Source organism: Alishewanella sp. HL-SH05, assembly GCF_052655985.1.
Genome location: NZ_CP199753.1, coordinates 3,797,025 through 3,818,912 on the forward strand (window position 1 = coordinate 3,797,025; position 21,888 = coordinate 3,818,912).

At 48.3% G+C, this 21,888-nt stretch carries 15 protein-coding genes and 1 pseudogene; 7 read left to right on the forward strand and 9 right to left on the reverse strand.

All coding sequences use genetic code 11. From position 1 onward, the window contains the following. Positions 1-469 precede the first annotated feature (469 nt). Entirely contained in the window at positions 470-2,155 is a 1,686-nt protein-coding gene (locus tag ACUJFL_RS17200; protein ID WP_445428112.1) for a methyltransferase domain-containing protein, read from the reverse strand. 864 nt (positions 2,156-3,019) lie between these two features. Between ACUJFL_RS17200 and ACUJFL_RS17205 the strand changes: the two genes are divergently transcribed. Together ACUJFL_RS17205 and ACUJFL_RS17210 are read left to right on the forward strand one after the other, a co-directional pair. Further along, entirely contained in the window at positions 3,020-3,370 is a 351-nt protein-coding gene (locus ACUJFL_RS17205; protein WP_445425629.1) for a hypothetical protein, read from the forward strand. Next, entirely contained in the window at positions 3,370-4,665 is a 1,296-nt protein-coding gene (locus tag ACUJFL_RS17210) for a type II toxin-antitoxin system HipA family toxin (protein WP_445428113.1), read from the forward strand. Before ACUJFL_RS17205 ends, ACUJFL_RS17210 begins: the two co-directional genes overlap by 1 nt. A gap of 280 nt (positions 4,666-4,945) precedes the next feature. Here the strand turns inward: ACUJFL_RS17210 and ACUJFL_RS17215 are convergent, their stop codons facing one another. The 7 genes and pseudogenes from ACUJFL_RS17215 to ACUJFL_RS17245 all read right to left on the reverse strand — a co-directional run bounded on the left by ACUJFL_RS17215 (position 4,946) and on the right by ACUJFL_RS17245 (position 15,200). Then, positions 4,946-5,662: an SGNH/GDSL hydrolase family protein gene (locus ACUJFL_RS17215; RefSeq protein WP_445425631.1), complete on the reverse strand. Its 717-nt coding sequence runs from the start codon at positions 5,660-5,662 to the stop codon at positions 4,946-4,948. Next, entirely contained in the window at positions 5,662-6,885 is a 1,224-nt protein-coding gene (locus ACUJFL_RS17220; RefSeq protein ID WP_445425632.1) for a sugar MFS transporter, read from the reverse strand. Before ACUJFL_RS17220 ends, ACUJFL_RS17215 begins: the two co-directional genes overlap by 1 nt. A 90-nt stretch (positions 6,886-6,975) precedes the next feature. Next, positions 6,976-8,421, reverse strand: a complete 1,446-nt coding sequence (locus tag ACUJFL_RS17225; protein ID WP_445429107.1) for a glycoside hydrolase family 3 C-terminal domain-containing protein — start codon at positions 8,419-8,421, stop codon at positions 6,976-6,978. Further along, positions 8,395-9,518 (reverse strand): annotated as a pseudogene (locus tag ACUJFL_RS17230) (glycoside hydrolase family 3 protein); the annotation flags it as partial. The pseudogene ACUJFL_RS17230 and the gene ACUJFL_RS17225, both read right to left, overlap by 27 nt. Further along, positions 9,508-10,923 (reverse strand): glycoside hydrolase family 30 protein, encoded by a 1,416-nt coding sequence (locus ACUJFL_RS17235; RefSeq protein WP_445428114.1) that lies wholly within the window; start codon positions 10,921-10,923, stop codon positions 9,508-9,510. The gene ACUJFL_RS17235 and the pseudogene ACUJFL_RS17230, both read right to left, overlap by 11 nt. Before the next feature lie 11 nt (positions 10,924-10,934). Then, positions 10,935-12,437, reverse strand: a complete 1,503-nt coding sequence (locus ACUJFL_RS17240; RefSeq protein ID WP_445428115.1) for a tryptophan halogenase family protein — start codon at positions 12,435-12,437, stop codon at positions 10,935-10,937. Positions 12,438-12,452: 15 nt separating this feature from the next. Further along, positions 12,453-15,200 (reverse strand): TonB-dependent receptor, encoded by a 2,748-nt coding sequence (locus tag ACUJFL_RS17245; protein WP_445425636.1) that lies wholly within the window; start codon positions 15,198-15,200, stop codon positions 12,453-12,455. A 245-nt stretch (positions 15,201-15,445) separates the two neighbouring features. On the opposite strand from ACUJFL_RS17245, the gene ACUJFL_RS17250 reads away from it, so the two are divergent. Further along, on the forward strand, positions 15,446-16,738 hold the full coding sequence (locus ACUJFL_RS17250) for a helix-turn-helix domain-containing protein (protein ID WP_445428116.1): 1,293 nt from the start codon (positions 15,446-15,448) through the stop codon (positions 16,736-16,738). A gap of 82 nt (positions 16,739-16,820) precedes the next feature. Here the strand turns inward: ACUJFL_RS17250 and ACUJFL_RS17255 are convergent, their stop codons facing one another. Next, the gene (locus ACUJFL_RS17255) at positions 16,821-17,384 is read right to left on the reverse strand and encodes an alpha/beta hydrolase (RefSeq protein WP_445428117.1); all 564 of its coding nucleotides are present in this window, start codon (positions 17,382-17,384) and stop codon (positions 16,821-16,823) included. Positions 17,385-17,444: 60 nt separating this feature from the next. Between ACUJFL_RS17255 and tnpA the strand changes: the two genes are divergently transcribed. The 4 genes from tnpA to ACUJFL_RS17275 all read left to right on the forward strand — a co-directional run bounded on the left by tnpA (position 17,445) and on the right by ACUJFL_RS17275 (position 21,873). Beyond that, positions 17,445-17,729 carry an IS66 family insertion sequence element accessory protein TnpA gene (gene tnpA / locus ACUJFL_RS17260; protein WP_445428118.1) on the forward strand — a complete coding sequence of 95 codons (285 nt, stop codon included), beginning with the start codon at positions 17,445-17,447 and terminating at the stop codon, positions 17,727-17,729. Next, positions 17,729-18,088 (forward strand): IS66 family insertion sequence element accessory protein TnpB, encoded by a 360-nt coding sequence (gene tnpB / locus ACUJFL_RS17265; protein WP_445428119.1) that lies wholly within the window; start codon positions 17,729-17,731, stop codon positions 18,086-18,088. The genes tnpA and tnpB overlap by 1 nt, the downstream gene beginning before the upstream one ends. Positions 18,089-18,180: 92 nt before the next feature. Beyond that, entirely contained in the window at positions 18,181-19,761 is a 1,581-nt protein-coding gene (gene tnpC, locus ACUJFL_RS17270) for an IS66 family transposase (protein ID WP_445428120.1), read from the forward strand. A gap of 543 nt (positions 19,762-20,304) precedes the next feature. Continuing rightward, positions 20,305-21,873 carry a TSUP family transporter gene (locus ACUJFL_RS17275; RefSeq protein WP_445428121.1) on the forward strand — a complete coding sequence of 523 codons (1,569 nt, stop codon included), beginning with the start codon at positions 20,305-20,307 and terminating at the stop codon, positions 21,871-21,873. The last annotated feature ends 15 nt before the right edge of the window (positions 21,874-21,888 follow it).

Consider the following 21,888-nt stretch of genomic DNA (forward strand, 5'->3'; position numbering starts at 1 on the left):
GCGTTAATTTCGTTCCTATGCTCGGTATATTTTTGTCACAACATGACTTTACGAATTGCTGGGAATAACTGCTGAAAACACAAACTGTGCTCAACTTTAGCATAACATTTTTTTAACTGTTTGCCGAAGTAGTGAAGACACGTAAAAACAAAATGGTAAGGACAAAAATGCAAACTTATCTGTATATATTCAGCTTTAAATTTGGGGCCAAGCTAAGCGTTCAGCAAAACTTTCAAGCACTAAATATTGATTGGGCAACGTTGCATACTAAATTCTGGTCTGACTCCAAGCCCAAGGGCAGTGAAGCGTGCACAGCGTGATGTGCGGATCACAGGAGAGACTTTTGCTTCCGTTTTTAATTCGGGAAAAGTGGTAAGTTCCGTGGAGCATAATCGCTAGCCGAACAAACTAAGATACCCAATGAGCAGATGGAGACGAAATAGATTACTTGATTTAAAAGAGGCCAAAATCACCACTCAGCTACCTGTAAGCGCTGCTTTATACCCAATGATTGGAACTGCAGCGCAGCGAACACCTCGTCAAAGTCATTACTGCTTCTGGTGATGTTGGGTAACGAAAGCTCTGCTTCGATAAAAAAGCGTTGCCGCTCAACGTTGCTAGCCCAAGCTTGTTGCCACCATTCTTTGATATGCATTTCTGCATTGTTTAAACGTTTTTGACTTGGAACTCTAGCACTTTTCACTCGATTTTCTTTGGTACTCGCGGGCAATAAATTCCACAAATCGTTATTAGGCCAATAACTAAAAGGTAAACAGTGATCAATGTCATAGCTATATAACTTGTTGCCTGTCCAAACACTAGCCACCTTGATACCCTGCTTTTTAAGCTGCTCAACCTTGTTTCTCACTAACTTTGTATCATGCTTATGATCTAGCCAGCGCAGATGATTATGATAGGTCTCGAGTGAAAGGTTCTGTTGCTGATTTAAACGATATTTCTTCATTTCTGTGACCCACTGCTGCACCAGCATGGGCTCTATCCAACAGCCATATTGCCGAAAACATTGCCACATCTCTTCTCGCAAAATAAAACTGCCGAAGCTGTCTAAAAAAACTTTATCTATTAAAACTGAAGCCTGCCGTGTTCTTTTACTCACGGCCATACTAAACAAGCGATTATCTTTACTGCCCTGCCAAATATAATTAACAGGGCCGGCTTTTATAGTATTTAACGTATCAGTCATTAGCTGCTGCAAGGCTTTTGCTTCTTGCCCTGTGTATAAGTTACCGATTGCAAAATCATCCGCAGTCAGATGTTGTAATAAACCCCAGCCATGCTCTTTAACAAAGCCCAAGCCTTTGGCGGGATCTGAACTCTGCTGAATATTGTTATCCACTAAGCGCTTAAACAAGCGGATCCAATATAATGCCACTAAACCCAACGATATCGTCACGTTGCCATCTTGCTTATCCAACACAGCGCCAGGATGTGCCTCCGCTATCCTGACTAAAGTTCGCAATATCGCCAATTTATACGTAGAAGCTTTGCTGTCGTTGATCACAATGTGCCGAACTTTACTTAAGCTACCACTGCCATCATCGGGTAACTCCAGCACCACATTTTGCCAAGTCACATCATCTCGGCCACCTGCATCTGATGTGTTCGCTGAAACGAAGCGCAGCACTAATCCAAATTGCTTGGCAAGTGCAGCTATTTCGTCCACGCTTACGGTAAAAGCTTCTCGCTTATCAGTAAAAGTGCCATAACGCAGCGTTAAAATAACTCGCCCGCCTGGAGCAAGTAGATTTGTTATTTTTCGAAAAGCGCGTTCGCGCTCATGAGGTGGGATATGCATCCAAACTGCGCTAAGCAAAATGGTATTAAATTGCAGGTTTAACTGATAACAGGCTTTTAATTCTGACAAGCTGTCATCTAACCATTGCACAGCAAAACCCGCTGTTTTGAGCTGCCCTAATTTACGTAAATCGCCCGCAGGTTCAACAGCCACCACTTGGCATCCCTGTTTGGCACACCACAATGCATCACGACCACTACCCGCACCAATATCGAGAACCATATGCTCTTTTGGCCAATATTGTTGCCAACTGGCATGTACTTGCTCAAAGTGTAAAGCATCATACTGCGCTGCAAATAATGCAGCACCTAGATGGTAAATCTCAACATTCTTGCTCATCGCATCAGTAGTTTTAAATTGATAACATTGATGTTGTACCAATTATCTATAAACCAAGCAATCGCAACACGATTAAAAAAGGAGATGAAGCTATACCGCAGCATAGATTTTGATAAAACGAGACTGGACTCTTAAATCTTGGATGTTTGGAAAGGTACTTGTCCAAGAGGGGCGGTATATCGCGAAAGCGAGCAGAGGTCAAAATAATTGAATAATCACAGATTGTAAATTGCGGCTTGGCACAATCTTGGCACAATCGTGGCACACAAAATAAAAAAACCACTCAGCTTTCGCGTAAGTGGTTGATTTATATGGTGCACCCGCCGCGATTCGAACGCGGGACCTCTGCCTCCGGAGTGCGGCACTCTCTTGTAATGCCCAATGAATAAAATACCATTAAAATCAAGGATTGCAAGGTGTTTATTCAAAAATACGCCAAAAATTTCATTATGAAAATCACGAGAAAAAGCCCTATTTAGCCCTAAAAAGACCAAGGCAATGTCACATTAAAAATTAACTTTATTGACAACTGCCCCAAGCTTTTGATAACAGAAACAAAAGAAGTAATAAGAATCATTATAATTTCATTAGGAAGCAAAATTTTTAGCTGAATTTAATTAACAATTTAATCGACAGTTAGAACACCTATCAGACCTATCCGCATTTCCAGCAAAAAAGGGAACGTTTAAGCCGTCAGAAAATTTAGATGTTGCATTAAGACCTAACCTATAAAACAAAATAATTGAAAAAAATCAAATAAATTAATTTAAAAAGACATAAAGTGAGCTTATGCTATTCCTAAAAAGAAAATATGATAGATTTTAAATCTAAAATACTTTTTAAAGTAAGATAAGAGGCCTTAATATGTCCAAAGATAGTATGCCATCCCTCTCTACATCACTGCAGGAGCTCATTCAAGAACGCAATCAACTACAGCAAACCATGGTGCATTTGGACGAAAACATACAGGCAAAATTGCAGCAGTCAGCATTAGATGGGTACCGCCCAGTGAGCAGCGAAACAGTGCAATGTAGCATTGAGGCGCATAAGGGGGATCTTTCCATATCTGAACTGGTGGCTTTTGCCGGCGTATCGATGCAAACCTATTACAACTCGATCCAGAGAGTGGATGCTGTATCTGTAGGCAAGCTTAATAACCTAATTGGTGCTGTTGGTTTGCAACTTTATATTGGTAAGCGTCAGGGTAATAAGTAATGAGCGCTCCAACACGTATTGGTTTTGTGTATTGCAATGATCACTTAGCGGGGACAATCACTGAGTATTCAGTTCAAGCCGGTTACGAATATGAATTTCGTTATGACACGAAGTACTTACAAAGCGGGCTTGCTAAGATTGGTGCTAACCTCCCTCTGACTGAGTTCCCATTACACAGGAATTACCTACCTGCATTTTTTACTAATCTAATGAGCGAGGGGTGGGTAAAGCGCCACCAAGCGAAGCTAGCCAGACTGGATATAGATGACAAATTCGGTCTCCTACTTGCACATGGCGAAGAGCTGATAGGACCAATTAAGGTACTGCCGAACTTACTCAAACATGAAGATGCAGCTCAAAAAGCTGAATTACCAGAGAAAAACCTTAAAGGCTTCACCATCGATTTTGCCAGGCATGAATTTAATGAAGTAGCCATGAGGTCTCTAGGCAGAGCGTCCATTTCAGGGGTTCAGCCTAAAATGTTTCTCACTCATAAACCTGGCGCCAGGAAAACGTTAACAGCCAGCATTGGTATAGGTCCATACATCGTAAAACCATCACCAAGAGATTTACCCCATTTAGCAATCAACGAATTTATTATTATGCGGCTTTGTCAGTTGACTGGGTTTGATGTTGCAGATCATGCCCTTGTGCCGTTTTCATGTGGTGAACTGGCCTATGTGACGAGTCGGTTTGATTTAGACACCACCGGCAGAAATACAAGATTCATTGAAGATTTGGCTTCTGTCATGGAGGTTGCGCCAGGGAACAAAAGTAGCGAGGCATTATCATACGAACATGCATTAAAAGTGGCTCACGCAAGCTGCGGTTACCACGCTCAAATACTTAAGGATGGTTTTTTGCACGTACTCATGGCGTACCTCGTTGGGAATAACGACTTACACATGAAAAACATGAGCTTGGTCAGGCCCCTTGACAGTGACACTGCAATCGGATTTTCAAAAATATATGACATGGTATCAGTAGCACCATACAAGGAATACGATGGTTCTGAGCTAAGTATCTGGCTTATGGAGAGTGAAGTGAAAGACGCAGAAAGTACTAGTTCATACAAAAATTATGGCTATTATACTGAGCATGATTTTGTTGCGTTTGCCGCTCAACTGGGGCTGAACCAAAAGGTCGCGAAGAAACTTATCCATTCTTTGGTAAAAAAGGTGTCGCAAAATTTGAACAAGGCCTTTAATAGTGTGACAGGTTTTGACGAACTTAAACACGTCGTGTTTAACCGTATTCAAGCGCGAATGGAAACGATGTCACGCCCTTGGCTGTAATGTATCAGCGGCGTTTAAATTGAAAAGGTATTAATGTTAGCAATTGATTAAAAAGCTAATGGGTTGAAAATTTAATTCAATACAAATGTCTGTGACTTGCAAGTAATTGAGTAGTGCTTTAAACAAAAGCAAAATTTTCTATGCTTAAAAGAGTATGTAACCTGCAGGCCTATTTTAGCAAATATTCAATTTTGCCGTGTCTGCCAGCCGGGTAAGCTGGCAGCGTAGTTTAAGCGAAGTACCTGAGCGTCAGCATTTTGCCTCATTAAGGCTGCTTGACTTAATTATTACTGCGGGCTTGGATCACACTTGCAATAACAGGTGTAATTAAAGACTCCATCACCGCATAACCCTCGGCGTTGGGATGCACCAGATCTTCAGCACTGGTAAAATCCGGTACCCGCAAACCACCTTTGCCATCATTCATGGCTGCATAATAGTCTACATAAGGAAGTTGCTGTTGCACTGCGTACTGCTTAATAAGCTGATTAAGCTCAACAATACGCTGCACCGGTTGCAGGCCGCTGCGCCATGGAAAATCACTGGCCGGTAATACCGAGCACAGAATAACACTGGCGCCGTGCGCGCGTGCCAGCTCGGCCATACTGAAAATATTGTCGGCTACCCGCGGTAAATCGATGGCGCCGCTGTTTTGTGCAATGTCATTGGTGCCGGCCAGAATTACCACCACCTGCGGTTTGAGGTTAAGCACATCTTCCCTAAAACGCAGTAACATTTGGTGGCTGACCTGGCCGCTGATGCCACGACCGATAAAATTATTTTGCGCAAAAAACGCCGGGCGTTGGTATGGCCAGAACTCGGTGATGGAGTCGCCCATAAATACCACCGGTACACCCTGTGGCTGTTGCGCCAGCAGCTGTTGGTTAGCCTGCTGATACTTTTCGTAATTCACATAACCGCTAATGTTCAAGCTCGTCTCCGCCGCAGCAAACGGCAACAGGGTACAGAGTAAGATACCGCACAGATAATTTTTCATTATTCCCCCTTGCCAGCTTGCGCCGCTTGCAAACTACACCAGCCAAACCAGGCAATGTAGCCATAACAGATTACCGGTAACAGTAATGATTGCGTCAGGCCAAAGGTATCGGCCAGCACGCCTTGTAGTAAAGGCACTATCGCGCCGCCGACAATCGCCAGACACAATAACCCGGCGCCCTGACCGGTGTGTTGCTTTAGTCCGCGCAACGACAAACTGAAAATCGTCGGGAACATAATGGAGTTAGCCAGCCCCACCGCCAGAATAGCCCAAAGTGCCAGCTGACCGCTGCTGTTCATCGCCAACAGCAACAGTACAATCGCCGCTGCGGCGTGCAGGCTTAGCATAAGACCACCGGCTACGCGCTGCATTACGGCCGCACCGATAAAACGACCGACCATCGCCCCACCCCAGTACCAGGCCACATAATGGGCCGCCTCGGATTCGGCTAACTGTAACACATGCGCAGAGCCAATAAAATTGACCAGAATCGAACCGATAGCGACTTCGGCACCGACATAGACAAAGATACCGACGGCTCCCAGTAGCAACAGCCGGTGCGATTTCAGCTCGCCCCAGGCCAGTGCTGAGGTAGTTTGCTGATGTTGTACCGCCGGTAAATTAAGTTTAGCGAACACCAGGGCAACCAGAAATAATACCCCGGTAAGTAACAGATAGGGCAGCTGGACCGCAGAGGCGCCGGGGCTGTTATCCAACGAACCCAGAATGAGCACCGCACCAAACAATGGCGCCAGCGTTGTGCCGAGAGAGTTAAAGGCTTGTGTCATGGTGAGCCGGCTACTGGCGGTGCGCTCTGGCCCCAGCACCGACACGTACGGATTAGCCGCGACCTGCAAAATGGTGATCCCGGAAGCCAGCACAAACAACGCCACCAAAAACCAGGGGTAGCTGTGAAAGTGCGCTGCCGGAATAAAATTCAGCGTACCTAAGCCCGCGATGAGCAGGCCGGTAACAATACCGCGCTGATAACCAACCCGGTTAATCAGCGCACCTGCCGGCAGCGACACCAGAAAATAGGCGGTAAAAAAGCAAAACTGGATCAGCATGGCCTGGGTGTAGTTAAGATCGAATACCGCTTTTAAATGCGGGATAAGAATATCGTTCAGACAGGTGATAAAGCCCCAGATAAAAAACAGGAAGGTCAGGCTGGGTAACGCCAGAGCACTGATAGCCTGAGTGTTAGCGGTTGATAGTGATTTCATTGCACATCCCTTAAATCCGGCGCCCTTAACGGGCGCTCTGGTTATGGTATTGGCCGCTTGCGGCCGAGGTAGTTATTGGTTTAGCGCAGCTTATTTAGTACAGCTTAAGTCGGCAGCAGCCGTGGCCGGGGTAACCCGGATATTGGCCAGACTGACCTGCCAGGGCGCAGCACTTTGCAAATTAAATGGCTGATACAGATGATTCAGGGCGACACCGGCATTGGCAAAGCACGCCAGATCAATAGTCAGTTTATGCCATTGCCCGCTAACCTTTTGCTGTAGCAAGTCGCCCAATGGCAGCTGGCCACCGCAACCGCTGCCACAAGACATGCCCAGCATGACGTCTGCCGTAGGCGCCTGGTTCCATTTCAGATCGAACACCAACTGACCATAACTGCTTAAATCCAGCGCTTCGCTCGCCTGCAGTACCAGCTGGGCGGCGTTGTTGCTGTTAAAACTGAGCTGTAGCGCATCTTCCTGTTTTTGCCAATTTACGGCGGTTAGTTGCAGGCTGCGATCGGAGGTAGCGGCTTTATTGCCGGCGACAGTAACCACCTCATTCCCCTGACGCAACTGCAGGCTAAGACCTTGCTGCGCACGCCGTTCAAACAGACTGAGCTGAGTGGTGGCTTTTTGTGTTTCGGCAACCTGTTCCGATAGCTGTGGCAGCTCGCTGAGCTGATGCACACTTAAACCATAACCAAAGGCAAACAGTGGCTGGTAATCGGTATCGGCGAAATTCAGCGGCTGTGACTCGGCATTGGCAGGCCAGGAGAAGGCCAATTTACCGCTAAAGTCGTGACGAATTTGTCCTGCCGCATCGCGGAACAGCAGATCAGCAATCGCATAACCGGCGGTACCGGGCAACCAGGCGGCGATAAAGGCATCAGAGGCATTCAGCTCCGGATTCACCCACAGCGGCCGGCCAGACAGAAACACCGTTACCACCGGAATACCCTGCGCTTTCAGCTGTTTTAATAAGGCTTCATCGCGGTTAACACCGGCCTGATAATCCAGCGTCGGGGTGTCACCATCAAACTCGGCATAAGGGTTTTCACCAATCACCACGATGGCCACATCAGGTTGCTGCGTAAAATTGCCATCAGCACTCAGTTCGACACTGCCGCCAGCGGCGGTAACCTGAGCGGCGATCCCGGCGTAAATGGTTTTACCTTGCGGAAAATCCTGATTGGTAGTGCCGGTACCCTGCCAGGTGACAGACCAGCCACCGCTTTGTTTCGGGATCGAGTCGGCACCATCACCGGCGACCAGCACGCGCTGCTTGGGCGTTAAAGGTAACAGTTGCTGGTTATTTTTCAGTAGTACCAGCGATTCGCGCACTGCCTGTTCCGCTAAGGCGAGATGCTCTGGCGCACCTATCAGCTGCTGCTGACCGGCGCCGGGCACTGCCGACGGTAACGGCTGCTGAAATAAACCGGCGCGGTGTTTAACCCGCAAGATACGGCGCACGGCATCATCCAGCCGCGCGCTGCTGATCTCCCCGGCACTGACCTGAGCCAGCGTATTCTGATACATAGCACGCCAGTCTTCCGGCACCATAATGATATCAATACCGGCATTGATTGCCGCGGCACAGCTTTGATTACTGCAGCCGGGTAACTGGCCGTGACCATTCCAATCGCCAACGACAATGCCATCAAAACCCAGTTTTTGCTTTAATACATCGGTTAACAGGTACTGATTACCATGCATTTTACTGCCGTTGACACTGCTAAAAGAGGCCATCACCGTTTGTACGCCGGCATTCAGGCTGCTGAAATAGCCCTGGGCATGCAGCGCAATCAGTTGTTGTTCGGTTAGCTCGGCATTGCCCTGGTCACGCCCCCCGTGGTACCGCCGTCGGCCAGATAGTGTTTGGCGGTCGCGATGCGGTGGGCGCCTTGCAGAAATTGGCTGCCGGGTTGGCCCTGGATCCCTTTTACCAAAGCCGCACCCAGTTCGGCCACCAGTTCCGGTTGTTCGGAGTAGCTTTCGTAACTGCGGCCCCAGCGGTCATCACGGGCAACAGCGACAGTGGGGGCGAAGATCCAGTGAATACCGGTGGCGGCCACTTCTTTGGCAGTTGCGTGGCCTATGGCTTCGACTAGCTTGGCGTTACGGGTAGCGCCAAGACCTATGTTATGCGGGAAGATGGTTGCGCCACGGACATTATTGTGTCCATGCACGGCGTCGGTGCCCCAGATGGTAGGAATAGCCAGGCCATCAAGGCTGGTATCCAGTGCCGCCAGCTGCATTTTTTCGGCCAGTGCCAGCCAGTCTGCAGCACTGGCGGCTTTGTTATCATTCGGGAAGGCGCCGCCACCGTTTAAAAAGGAGCCAAAGCCATACTGGCGCATGTCTTCAACGGTCATCCAGCGGATGTCGGGCTGGATAATTTGTGCCACTTTTTGGGCGGCAGTCATATTTTTCAGTAGCTGTTCGATCTGTTGCTCTTGTGCCGGATCCAGAGCGATTGCCGGTTGCAAGGCCGGCCACAGCGACAGGTTGCCGCTATCGGCGGCCGGCGTTGCAGACGTTGTCGGCGTTGCCGTGGTGTTGTTTTCGGCGGGCGGCTGACAAGCACCGAGACTAAGCAGGCAAGCGACTGCGGTTAAAATCACTTTATTGGTCATTGTTATTTCCTTGTTCAGGCAAAATCAGGCTCAGTACGGCGCGCGCCGGCAGCTGCAGACTAAAGGGCTGTAGCTGGTGATCCAGTTGCAAATTTAATGGCTGCGGTTGTGTCTCAGTATTCAGCAGGATCAGCGCCACACGCTGATCGGGCCGCCGATAGGCAATATGCTTTACCGTACTTAAGGCACTGTGGCTTGCCAGACGGATTGAGCCGGGCGGCACCGTTTTACTGGCGTGTGCAATGATGTAATAGGCCACATTGCGCTCAATCTTCTGCTGGTCGATGGTTAAGGCGCCCAGACATTTGTTGCAGCCGCCGGCGGTATAAGGCTTGTATTCGCGATCGGCTGCCAGGTTCCACTGCAGCACATTTTTGGCCCAGTGTGCCGGCGCGCCGATAATCAGATGCTCGATATGCCACAGCAGGGTGCTGCCAAAGGCAGAACCCGCACCCACCCATTGCTCGGTAAAATAGATATGTTTATCCGGATGAGCTTGTTTCAGTGCTGTCAGATCGCTGATTTCGCCACCGTAAAGATGGAACGCCGAGCCATCGATATAGGGCCGTGCTACCGGATCATTTAATACGCTGATGGCGTATTCCACATGATCAGTGTTGTGGTCATAGATCTGGATTTTGGTTTTGATGCCGGCAGCCTGAAAAGCCGGGCCTAAATGCTGTCCGACAAAGGCGGCCTGATCCCAGGCATGCATCAGCAGGCTGGGATTATTGTGGGCGTTTAACGGTTCGTTTTGTACGGTGATGGCATCAATACGAATGCCGTGTGCCTGCATCGCCTGAATATAACGGACAAAATAGCGGGCATAGGCCGGATAAAACCGGGTTAACAGTTCGCCGCCGACCGTCGACTGATTGCTTTTCATCCAGGCTGGCGGTGACCAGGGGCTGCCCAGCAAACTGATCTCCGGGTTAATGGCAAGAATTTCCTTCAGCAGTGGGATCAGATAACGTTCATCCGCTTTGATGGAAAAATGCGTCAGCTCCGGATCGGTTTGACCGGGCGGCAAATCGTTATAGCTAAAGGCTTCGCTGTCTAAATCGGAAGCGCCAATGCTGAGACGCAGGTAGCTGATGGCCATTTGATCGCGGGCGAACAGTTCCTGCAATAATTGCTGCCGCCGGGCCGGATCCAGCCGCATTATGTGCATGGCACTGCCGCCGGTCAGGGTGTAGCCAAAACCATCCATCGTCTGGAATTGCTGCTGGCTGTCGATTTGCAGCAAGGGTAAACCCTGCTGCAGCGGTTGCTGCCAGAGCGCAGGTTGGCTGCTGAGCAGATGTTGCTGATCGGCCGTGGTCAGGAAACCACTGGCCGCCTGCGCAGGTAACACTAGCCAGGCCCCGAGTACCATGGCACTCAGAGTGTTGCGGATTATTGTCATTATTATTTTCCTCAGGTTTTCGCCGCCAGCCGAGCCAGAAACTCGCTGTGGCTTGGCATCGGCTCAACACAACTGCGGATCACCTCAGCTGTGGTCGCTGCAAATTCGTGGATCTGCGCCTCGTTTTTCAGATCGACCAGCGGATCGTAGCGCTCTGGCAGCAGGCCCTGCCCCAGCAGCACCTGCACCCAACTGTCTTCGCGGAACAGTTCGTCGGGGATTTGATGCACGCGGCCATAAGCGCGGAAAATCTCGAGCTTTTGCGCCAGCGAATCCGGCACCTGCATCCGCTGACAGTAGCGCCAGTATTCGGAGTCGGTGCGCTCGGTGACTTTATAGTGTGCAATAATAAAATCGCGGATTTGGGCCATTTCGTTGGCCGCTTGCAGGTTGTACTGATCGATATTGGCCTGACACAGCCGCTTATCCGGAAATAACGTAATCAGCCGGATAATGGCCGTTTGCACCAGATGCAGGCTGGTTGATTCCAGAGGTTCCAGAAAACCACTCGACAGACCCACTGCTATGCAGTTTCCCCACCACATTTGTTTGCGCTTACCGGTGGTAAAGTTAATCAGCCGTGGCTCGGCCAGCGCCGGGGTATCGAGATTAGCCAGCAGAGTTTCGCGGGCCTGGTCGTTACTGAGAAAACCCGAGCTGAACACCATGCCATTACCGGTACGATGCTGCAGTGGAATGCGCCATTGCCAGCCGGCGCTGTGCGCCGTAGAGCGGGTATAAGGCGGGATATCACTGAGCGTTGCTGAGGGCACGGCCATGGCGCTGTTATTCGGCAACCAGTGGCTCCAATCATCGTAGCCTACCCCGAGTGTCTGCCCCAGCAATAACGAACGGATACCAGAGCAGTCGATAAACAGATCGCCTGTAATCGTTTGGCCATCGGCCAAAAGCAAATGCCGGATATGACCGTTGATTTCGTTACGGGCAACATGGCTAATCATGCCTTCCACTCGTTCTACGCCGCGCTCTTCGCATAGTGTTCGTAAAAAACGGGCGTAAAAACCGGCATCAAAATGATAGGCATAGGCGATTTCCCGCAACGGAGATTGCTGGCGATTGGCATCGGCCGGCATAAATTTATGCTGCTGGGCCATTTTGCTGGTTATACAGTAATCACCAAGCGGGCTCGCTTGGCCGATTTGTTGTAATTTAAGCCAGTATTGGTAAAAGCTCAGCCATTCCCATTGCCGGCCCAGGGTACCAAAAGCATGGAAATAATCGTCCTGTCCATTTCGCCAATTAACAAACTGAATTCCCAATTTAAAGGTGGCACCGGTGGCTTTGATAAAACTGAGTTCATCAATACCCGCCAGATAGTTAAAGCGTTTAATGGCCGGGATGGTGGCTTCGCCCACCCCGACAGTACCAATTTGTTCAGACTCGACTAAGGTGATGCGGACTTTGCCTTGCAGCAGTTTTGACAGCAAGGCGGCGCTCATCCAGCCGGATGAGCCGCCACCGACAATCACAATATGCTCAATTGCTTCAGACATTGTGATTTATGGCCCTTAAAGTTTATAGCTGACGCCAAACAGGAACTGTCTGCCGTATTCTTCGTAAACTTCAGGGAAGTTACCGCCATTTTCCTGCAGCAGGCTCAGCCGGGTGCTGTAGGGTGAGTTCGTCAGGTTATTGACCTGGAATAACACCGTTAAACCGGCCAGGCGTCCGTCGTCAAAGCTATAACTTAACTGGGCATCAACCTGCTTATCTGCCAGTACCTCGGTATAACCGCGGGTAGCAAATAATTGCACCACTTCGCCACGGAAGGCTGAGCGGTAACGCTGGCTGATCCGGGCTGACAGGCCGTCGTTTTCATAATAAAAGGTCAGATCACGTACCCGATCCGATAAGCCTGGCAGCTTGTTGCCGCTGGATGGACCATCTGGTTTGATGTCGGAGTCAGTCCAGGATTGACTGCCGATAAAACCAAAGCCCTGCAACGGTTGGTAGAACTGCCCCATATCCAGCGACATACTCAATTCCAGACCACGGATATTACCGCCCTGCCCATTCGCCGGCCGGCTCATATTACCGATCGGGCTAACAGGTTCAACGTTGGAGTTATTCGGTGCGTTAGAGAAGTCAAAATCAAAGTTCTGGGTGTAGATATAGCTATCCAGCTTTTTGAAGAAAGCACCGGCGGCAACATAGCTGCTACCCCCCAGATAGACTTCATAGGTTAAATCGACGGCTTTCGCGCGCCATGGCTCTAACTGTGGGTTACCGCTACTGCCGCTCCAGCGCCGGCTGTCGACGCCAACACCGGCGGTGATATTGGCCCGCATTTCATCCATACGTGGCCGCGCCATGGTTTTACCTAAACCGAGGCGGACAAATTGATCGTCCTGTACTTCCAAACTCAGGTTCAGCGCCGGTAACACATCGTTGTAGCTGGCGCCCTCTTCAACCTGTACCAGGGTTGCCGGGTTATCCGGCCGGTAATCGCTGGCGAGGAAACCGCGCGATAGCTGGTCGGTCTGGACGAATTGGGTACCAATATTGCCTTTTAGTGGACGACCAAACAGTTGGGTATCCAGGTTTAAGCGGATAAAGCTGGTCAGCACTTCTTCTTCTACTGCCCAGGCTTTGTTCCATCTGTTGGTATCCAGGATTGGTTTGGTATCATAGTAACGATCGACCGTTGCCATAATATCGTAGGCCAGGAACCCCGGAATACCGGCATAGGCCAGCGAGGTTGGACGCAGCAGTAAAGACGTATCGACCTTGACCGGCGCTCTGCCGTTTTTCAGGAACAGGTCATTATCGTCAACGACCTTGTCTTTGTTACGTTCGGTGTAGTTAACCCCAACATCAAATGAACTGAAGTGTTCACCCAGCGCGCTGTCGGTCAGATCGTAACGGCCGGTTAATTCAGCGGCACGAACTACTTCTTTAACATGCGGGAAGCGAATGGCGCCATCGTGTCCCCAACCTCCCCAGGGGGCCGGATCGCTCAGCTGAACTTTATTCACGTCGGCATAATCAATACCCGGCGTATAGGTTGGGAAACCCAGCGGCTTGATATCGAAACCGATGTTGTCAAAACTGCCCGTAGGGATTAAACCGGCATAGACTTCAAGCACCTGCTCTTCGCGCTCAGAGCCAGAATAGGATAAGTCGGCTTCCAGCGTCCAGCGGTCCAGTTTATATTGGGTATTCCAACCAATGGCTTTCAGTTCATCGTCACGGGTGTTGTTACCGCTGAGCAATACCGGGCGCAGGTTAGTGGCAACACCGCTTTTCACCACTTTGGTGCCACCAAAATTGTCAAATGTCGGATTCAAAAATTGCATGCCGTCGCCCGTCCACTGGTTTGAAAACCACATGGCGCTACGCATTATCTCATCTTGTTTAAATTTGGAGTAATACGTATCCAATACAGAGTGGAACTGGTCATTTGGCCGGTATTCGAACACTGCCATCATACCGTCGCGCACTTGACTGCGGGCCACGGCGGTTACTTCCTGGCCGACTAACCCCAGCGCATCGTCATTTGCGGTGCCTTCCAGCGCCTGATCCACAGTGCTCCACTCCCAGGCTTTGTGGCGCTTAACCTGCGTTGGTGTATCCATGTGCGCATAGCCAATTGCAACACCGATGGTGTTGTCAGCAAACTGATCGATATAAGATGCACTGCCACGCCACCCATTGGGGGAGATTTCCGAGTGTATCTGATCAAAGGAACTCTTTTCGCCGCGCAGGTTAAATACAATAGCCTGTTCACCATGCGCCAGTGGCCGGATAGTACGTAGGTCAACCGTACCGGATAACCCCATTCCGGCGATAGCGACATCAGAGGTTTTGTAGACTACCGCGCCATTGATTAGCTCTGAAGGATATTGGTCGAACTCTACCGCCCGGTTATCACCGGCACTGGCTTGTTGCCTGCCGTTAAGAGTGGTTGTCGAAAAATCCGGTGCCAGACCTCGGATCGAGATCACTTGGACTCGACCATTGACCCGTTGACCAGCCAAACCTGGTAGCCGGGTAAGAGATTCGGCGATGCTCTGATCCGGCAATTTTCCTATGTCTTCTGCTGAAACCGCTTCAACTACGCCGATTTCATTTTTCTTGATATCAACGGTCGTTTCCATACTACGACGAATACCTTTAACGGTAATCACTTCGATTGTGTCTTCGGCAGTTTGATTGTTTACCCTGTCTTGCGCTGTCGCTATGGCTGGCATAAAACTTAAACCAACAGCAATACCGAGAATTTGCTGCATAGCCATACGCAATTTATTCTTTTTCATTATATTATGCTCCTTGAACCAGTAGTAAACGTTAGCATGGTGAAAGACATGCATTAACGTCACTTTGACCATAATGGAGTGAAATATTTTTGTCGTTTGAATAAGGTCAAACCTGCAAAAAAATTGTATTGCGGTAAGTTCGAATAAAGTCGAACTCAAATAAGCACATGATTTAATTGCTTAATATTTACTTTGCTTTTTGATTTGAATCAGTAGATGGTTAATAAAATTGCTTGCCGAATCAGATGACTCAAGGCATAGTGACGAGCGATTTCTGGCACAGCCAAAGTGCTCAGGTGTTTTGCGACCACCTCAACGGACAGGTTTCTGCTTTTATGGACACGATTCTTTTCAATTTCCATGACCTGTTGATGGTGGTAACCGCCTTTGAATGTTTATTGCTGGCTAGTTTATTGACTGCTGCGGCCGGGCAATCCTCCCTTAGCAACCGCTTTCTGGTGTTATTTTTATTTTGTCATTTCCTGATCCCGCTGCATGAATTGATGTTCTGGGGCACGCACTTCCGCATTTGGCTACTGGAAAGCTCACCAGACTGGTTTTTTGTATTTAGCTTTGCCTACTACCTGGACGGGCCTTTACTGTACTTTTTTGTCCGCACCCTGCTGTATAAAGATGTGCAGCTAAAGCCCGCTGCCAGCTGGCACCTGCTGCCGCTGGGTATTTATGTGCTACATATGCTGGTGAATTTCTATCTGAAAGACTATGCCACGCAACATACGCTGATTGAGTCGCAACATATTGCGTATTCCGGCCCGCATTTATATATCGAAACGCTCGGTCGCTTTATCCGTATCGGTTATGTTGGCTGGTGCTTTTTGCTGGTGTGGAATTATCGTAAGCAATTACGGCATGAGCAGGCTGAATCCAAAACGTCAGATGTCGCCTGGTTAAAAATTATGCTGACTGCCTTTTTCTTGATTTTTACCATCGATATTGTACTCAACTGCTTAAAACTATATGGTTATCTTGCGAACGACTTTGATTTAGATTTGCTGAATGTGGTGGGACTAAGTAGTTATTATCTAAACTTCATTGCTCTGAACATTCTGATTTTTTTACGCTTCACTTCTTTTGTAACAGTGGCCCCCGTCAGAGAAGAGCCATTGTTTGAGTCGAAAGAAGAAAACTCAGCCCATTTTGACCAGGAAGTCGCAAAACGACTGGAGCAACTGATGCTGCAGAGGAAATTTTATACTAATCCTGAAATTACCCTGGATAAACTGGCTGAAGCGGTAGGTTATCCGCCGAAAAAGATTTCACTGACGATAAAACAGTGCTACCAACAAAATTTTTACGAATATATCAACCGCTACCGGATAACAGAAGCCAAGCTCCTTCTAGCTGAACAAGGCCCTGCTGCGAAAAGTATTACCGATATTTATTTTGAGGTAGGTTTTAATAGTAAATCGGTTTTCAATACTTTCTTTAAACGGCTGGAGGGCATGACACCAAGTCAGTACCGCGAACAACTGCTGACGCAGACTAGTGATAACTCAAAGGTAGCGATATTCAAGTAATAAAATAAAGCCCTTTTAATAGATTTTCACGGTAAAGCTTTAGTATAACTTGGGATAATTGTTAAGCGATTTAGTTGCCTCTCTATTCATATGTTTTAGCAATTTGCAACAGCAGCGGTAACGCTGGCTCTACCATATCGTGTCCGTAGCCATCCAGTTCAAAAATTCGGGTAGATTTGTGACCGTTTACTTTCATCATACGTTCAAAATAAGCGTTCTCTTCGTAACGGCCAAGAAGCTCAAGCTCTCTATCACCGGTTATTAGTGTAATGGCAGGTGCATCTTTTCGAACATGGAAGAGAGGCGCGAAAGCGTCTATAACAGGTTGCTCACCTTTGATGCCTCGTTCTTCTCTCACGGTAAAGTGGGTTACAGTATGGCCGCTAAACGGGACCAGTGCAGCTAATTTGTTTGCATTGACATTATGCTTCGCAAGCCACTGGATATCCATACCGACCATAAGCGCGAGGTAACCTCCTGCAGAGTGACCAGATAAAATGATTTTGTTCGGATCACCACCGAAGTCTTGAATATTGTGATAAACCCAAGCTACCGCACTAGCAGCATCCTCGATGTAGCTTGGGGATTTAACCTTCGGGTACAGGCGATAATTAGGTGAAACGTAAGCGTAACGCCAACCACACATTCCTATCCTAACTGATCAACATTACCCTGTCTGCCACTTTAAATAATCAGGGTAATCATCATGAAACGCACTAAAGAACAATGGCTGGCCTTATTCGCTGAGCAAGCCCAAAGTGGCCTCACTCAAACGGCATTTGCTAAACGACAAGGGATTATCCCGACCTATTTCAATCTCCGTAAACGCCAGTTGTTGGCTCATCAGAATGATGACACCGGTTTCATTGAATTAGCACCACAAAGCTCGCCACTGGCCCGGCATATCCTGCTACGCAAGCGTGATATGGAATTGCAACTTCCAGCAGGGACGGATGCACTCTGGTTAGCCGTCTTGCTCAGAGCGCTCTGATGATGAAAATGTTCCTCGATGTGCTTAAGGTCTATTTGCATAAACAGCCGGTCGATTTTCGCAAATCCATTAATGGCTTATCGTTGCTGGTCGAGCAAGAGATGCAGCTCTCGCCATTTAGCGGCGCGTTGTTTGTGTTCTGCAATCGGCAGCGTACTCGGTTAAAAGTGCTGTACTGGGATAGCACTGGGTTTTGTCTGTGGTACAAGAGACTTGAAAAAGACACATTCCGCTGGCCAAGGCAGATGCCAGGTAAAGTGTTGTCGATTAGCGAGCAGCAATGGCATTGGCTGTTGCAAGGTGTCGATATTCAAAAAATCACCGCGCACCAGCCGCTGCATTACCAGAGTGTGGGTTGATATGCCGATCGGCTATAAATCCTGTAGATCGCATCCAAAACAATCTAAATCTTACCAAGCACTTAGCCAAATTGGCCGTTACAATAGCGGCCATGAAAAAGATACCAGACACCCTACCTGATGACGTTGAACTGCTTAAGAAAATGCTGCTTGAGCAGACAGCGCTACTTGCCAAGCATGAGCAAAAGCTTGAGCGCAAACTGGCGCAAAAAGACAAACGCATCGCTAAACTAGAGCGGGTTAACCAGCAGCTGTCGGATAAGCTGCAGCAATTGCTGGAGCGCTATAACCTGAAGAAGTACCAGAAATTTAGCCCCAGCAGCGAGACCTACGAAGGTGAAGGCGAAGTCTTAAATGAGGCCGAACAGCTTATTGAAGACGAGTCCGTAGCGACAGAGCCAGACACTCAGACGACCGAGAGCGCTGAGAAAGCCGCCAAGCCACGCCGACCGCGTATTACCCCTGAATTGCCCCGCGTTGACGTTATCCATGACATTGACGATAAAACCTGTGTCTGCTGTGGCCATGCCCTGCATCAAATGGGTGAAGAAGTCAGTGAGCAAATTGAGTTCGTGCCCGCGAAAATCCGTGTGCTGAGAAATGTCCGGTTGAAATACAGCTGCCGGCAGTGTGAAACCAATGGCACTAAGGTCGACATTAAGATTGCCGATGTACCGCCTGCGGTTATCCCTAAGAGTATGGCCACGCCAAGTTTACTGGCGCAAATCATCAGCAGCAAAATGCACTATGGGATGCCACTTTACCGACAAGAAAAACTGTTTAATGAAGCCGGCATTGAGCTTAGTCGTCAAACGATGAGTCGTTGGCTGATAACCTGTGCAGATAAACTTAAACCGCTACTGGCGTTAATGAAAGCTGAGCTGCTTAAACAGCCGGTGCTGTGGGCAGATGAAACCACCGTCAATGTGCTGGATGTTGAGAAAAGCACCTGTTACATGTGGGTATATGGCTGTGGCTTAGAAAAAAGTACCGGCCCCAAACTGGTGCTGTTTGATTATCAGGATAGTCGCAGCAGTAAACATCCCTGTGACTTCTTATCCGGCTTTAACGGTTATCTGCAGGTAGATGGTTATGCCGGATATGAGAAAACCGACGCAACCTTAGTCGGTTGCTGGGCGCATGCCCGACGCAAGTTCGTCGAAGCCCAAAAAGCGCAGGGCAAAGGCAAAACGGGTAAAGCGGATGTGGCCCTTAACCACATCCAGAAACTCTATGCACTGGAGAGTAAATTAAAAACCGTACCGCCTGACAAGAAGTATGACGCCAGACAAGCACTAGCTAAACCACTGCTAGAACAATTTAAAAGCTGGCTGGATAAATCAAGCGAGAGTGTCACGAAAGAAAGTTTACTGGGAGTCGCTATCACGTATAGCCTGAATCAGTGGCCCAAGCTCATCCGCTATCTGGACGATGGTAGACTTAATATCGACAACAACCGTGCTGAGCGCGCCGTCAAACCGTTCGTGATTGGACGCAAGGCGTGGCTGTTTGCCAATACTGAAACGGGCGCAGAAGCCAGTGCTGCAATGTATAGCCTAGTCGAAACGGCTAAAATCAATGGCCTAGAGCCGTATGATTATCTATGCCGCTTGCTCACTGAGCTGCCAAAAGCCAATACCCACGAGCAATTGCAACAGCTCCTGCCTTACTGATCAGCAGCCACACCGCAAGGTGTGGTTGCTGCTACGCTTACGGTGAAACAACACATACGCCTTGATTTAATAGCCTTTGAGGTAGATTTTTCTCGCCGGATCTTAAGCCGCCACCGTGGAACCAGATAATAACGGGTCGTTTTTCATTGTCTTCCGGACAGTATATATCGAGTACTCCTCGCTCAATGAGGTAAGCTTTGGTCTCGCTATTGTGGCTCACGTAGGGAATATTGCGCCATTCTTTTGAGAATACTGAGTAATTCACCAAAAACATGGACAGTAATAGGAATATGTACTTTTTAAATCGCATTTACTTCTCCACATAGTGAGTAGGTACATTAACAACTCAATAAATTTTACACTGTGTTGTAGGTTTCGCCCGTTTTGCATTACATAATTCTGGAAGACGCTGCTGCACTATGCGGGGTGCAAAACGGCACCCGAATTTACAACCACGATCAATGGTTGATTACCACCCGTTGCATTTTCACGGAAATACCATTTTCAGCACTCATCCAGTTACTTGATCGTCTGCTATGAGCGATGAAGCAGCTGTTCAGTTTAGGCTCTCTCGGAAAAACGAATGTCTACTTTGCCTTGTTAGCTGATATTCGTTTTAAAACAATCCATGTTTACTCCGTCGATACAGAACCTTCAACAAAATTAAATTCTTCCAGACTTTACCATCAAAGCCTTTGCCGCCAAAGTATTGGCATGACAAGTGCCAGTATTTTTATCTTAAGCCAAGCCACAGACCGCAAAATTTTTAAACCGTTGTTATGGATGATCCCCTGTTGTTTCGTTGGTTTTATATTGGGGATGCAATCTTTGCAAAATTTACCGGTTTATATCATCCAAGCACTATTCCTCAGTCTAATAACTGCCTTTGCCGTGGTGTACAGTCTTGCATCACATCGCGGCTGCCAAGCGAAAATGAGGAAGCCTCAGTACAGTGAATTGCTGATGATGTTGGTGATCTTAATTTCAGGTGGCATGTGTGCCAGTTTATTTGGTACCGGCGCTGATATTATCCTTTACACATTGCTGGTCACGCGCTTTCGGATGCAGTCACTGTCTTTAGGAGCACGCTTAGAAAAAATGGCCGGTGTTAGTAACGTTGCAACGGGTGTTCAATCAGGCAAACCGGTTTTAAGAGGACTTAGCGGTGATCGGATCCGTATTCTTTTAGACGGAGTCCCGCAGGATCATCAGCAATATGGCGTGAGACACCCACCTAACCTTGATCCGGTTTTAGCTGATAGGGTTGAGGTCGTGAAAGGTCCCATGAGTGTATTATACGGCGCCGATGCGATGGGAGGTGTTGTCAATGTTATCAGCAGACCTCTACTGCTTGATTCAGGCTCGACAGGAATAAAGCGCGCAACGCTCTTTTCGCAATATCATTCGAACAACAACCAGCGTAGCCTCTATTTGGATGGCGATGCCAGCTACAATAATTGGGGCGGCTATTTAGGATTAGGTCAAACCGAGGCGGACAACTTCGCAACACCTAAGGTGCTAACCTATCCTGCAAACAACAGCGGTACTGCCCCACTTTTTTCCGGAGAGATCCCTTTTACTGATTTCAAAGCACGGGATTTAGCCTCTGCAATTGGTTTTGTTAATGACACATTTGAAAGCACGTTACGCTATACATTTTGGTCGAATGACCAGAATTATCTGCAACAAAACGGTCAACCCACCGGCCAATTCCTGAAAAATCACAACGTGTTATTTGATAGCGCTTATCAATTTAACGATGTGTTATTAATAAAATCACGCTTAAGCTGGCAGCAAAACCTGCGCGATGCAGGAACCGGTATTGCCTATCAGGCACTCAATGACGATACCGTTGACTTGAGCCTTGAGCTTAATCGTTATCAGGGTCGCTTTTCAGTATTGCATGAGGCGATAGGTGGTTGGCAAGGCGAACTGGGTATTGATGTAGTAAATAAGCAGCAATATACCCATGTGGGCAATCTGATTCCGGATGCTAACAGCAAAAGTTATTCCGTTTTTGCCTTTGAACGACAATCAGCAGGACGGTGGGTAACGGAAATTGGTTTACGCTTCGACCATATGAAGCAGCAAGCAGATTTAATCAACGCGTGAAAGCGACTCGCGTCA

Coding starts and splice junctions, on each gene's coding strand:
- ACUJFL_RS17200 (WP_445428112.1), bottom strand. CDS start 2,155: ATGAGCAAGAATGTTGAGATTTACCATCTAGGTGCTGCATTATTTGCA.
- ACUJFL_RS17205 (WP_445425629.1), top strand. CDS start 3,020: ATGTCCAAAGATAGTATGCCATCCCTCTCTACATCACTGCAGGAGCTC.
- ACUJFL_RS17210 (WP_445428113.1), top strand. CDS start 3,370: ATGAGCGCTCCAACACGTATTGGTTTTGTGTATTGCAATGATCACTTA.
- ACUJFL_RS17215 (WP_445425631.1), bottom strand. CDS start 5,662: ATGAAAAATTATCTGTGCGGTATCTTACTCTGTACCCTGTTGCCGTTT.
- ACUJFL_RS17220 (WP_445425632.1), bottom strand. CDS start 6,885: ATGAAATCACTATCAACCGCTAACACTCAGGCTATCAGTGCTCTGGCG.
- ACUJFL_RS17225 (WP_445429107.1), bottom strand. CDS start 8,421: ATGTATCAGAATACGCTGGCTCAGGTCAGTGCCGGGGAGATCAGCAGC.
- ACUJFL_RS17235 (WP_445428114.1), bottom strand. CDS start 10,923: ATGACAATAATCCGCAACACTCTGAGTGCCATGGTACTCGGGGCCTGG.
- ACUJFL_RS17240 (WP_445428115.1), bottom strand. CDS start 12,437: ATGTCTGAAGCAATTGAGCATATTGTGATTGTCGGTGGCGGCTCATCC.
- ACUJFL_RS17245 (WP_445425636.1), bottom strand. CDS start 15,200: ATGAAAAAGAATAAATTGCGTATGGCTATGCAGCAAATTCTCGGTATT.
- ACUJFL_RS17250 (WP_445428116.1), top strand. CDS start 15,446: ATGACTCAAGGCATAGTGACGAGCGATTTCTGGCACAGCCAAAGTGCT.
- ACUJFL_RS17255 (WP_445428117.1), bottom strand. CDS start 17,384: ATGTGTGGTTGGCGTTACGCTTACGTTTCACCTAATTATCGCCTGTAC.
- tnpA (WP_445428118.1), top strand. CDS start 17,445: ATGAAACGCACTAAAGAACAATGGCTGGCCTTATTCGCTGAGCAAGCC.
- tnpB (WP_445428119.1), top strand. CDS start 17,729: ATGATGAAAATGTTCCTCGATGTGCTTAAGGTCTATTTGCATAAACAG.
- tnpC (WP_445428120.1), top strand. CDS start 18,181: ATGAAAAAGATACCAGACACCCTACCTGATGACGTTGAACTGCTTAAG.
- ACUJFL_RS17275 (WP_445428121.1), top strand. CDS start 20,305: ATGAAGCAGCTGTTCAGTTTAGGCTCTCTCGGAAAAACGAATGTCTAC.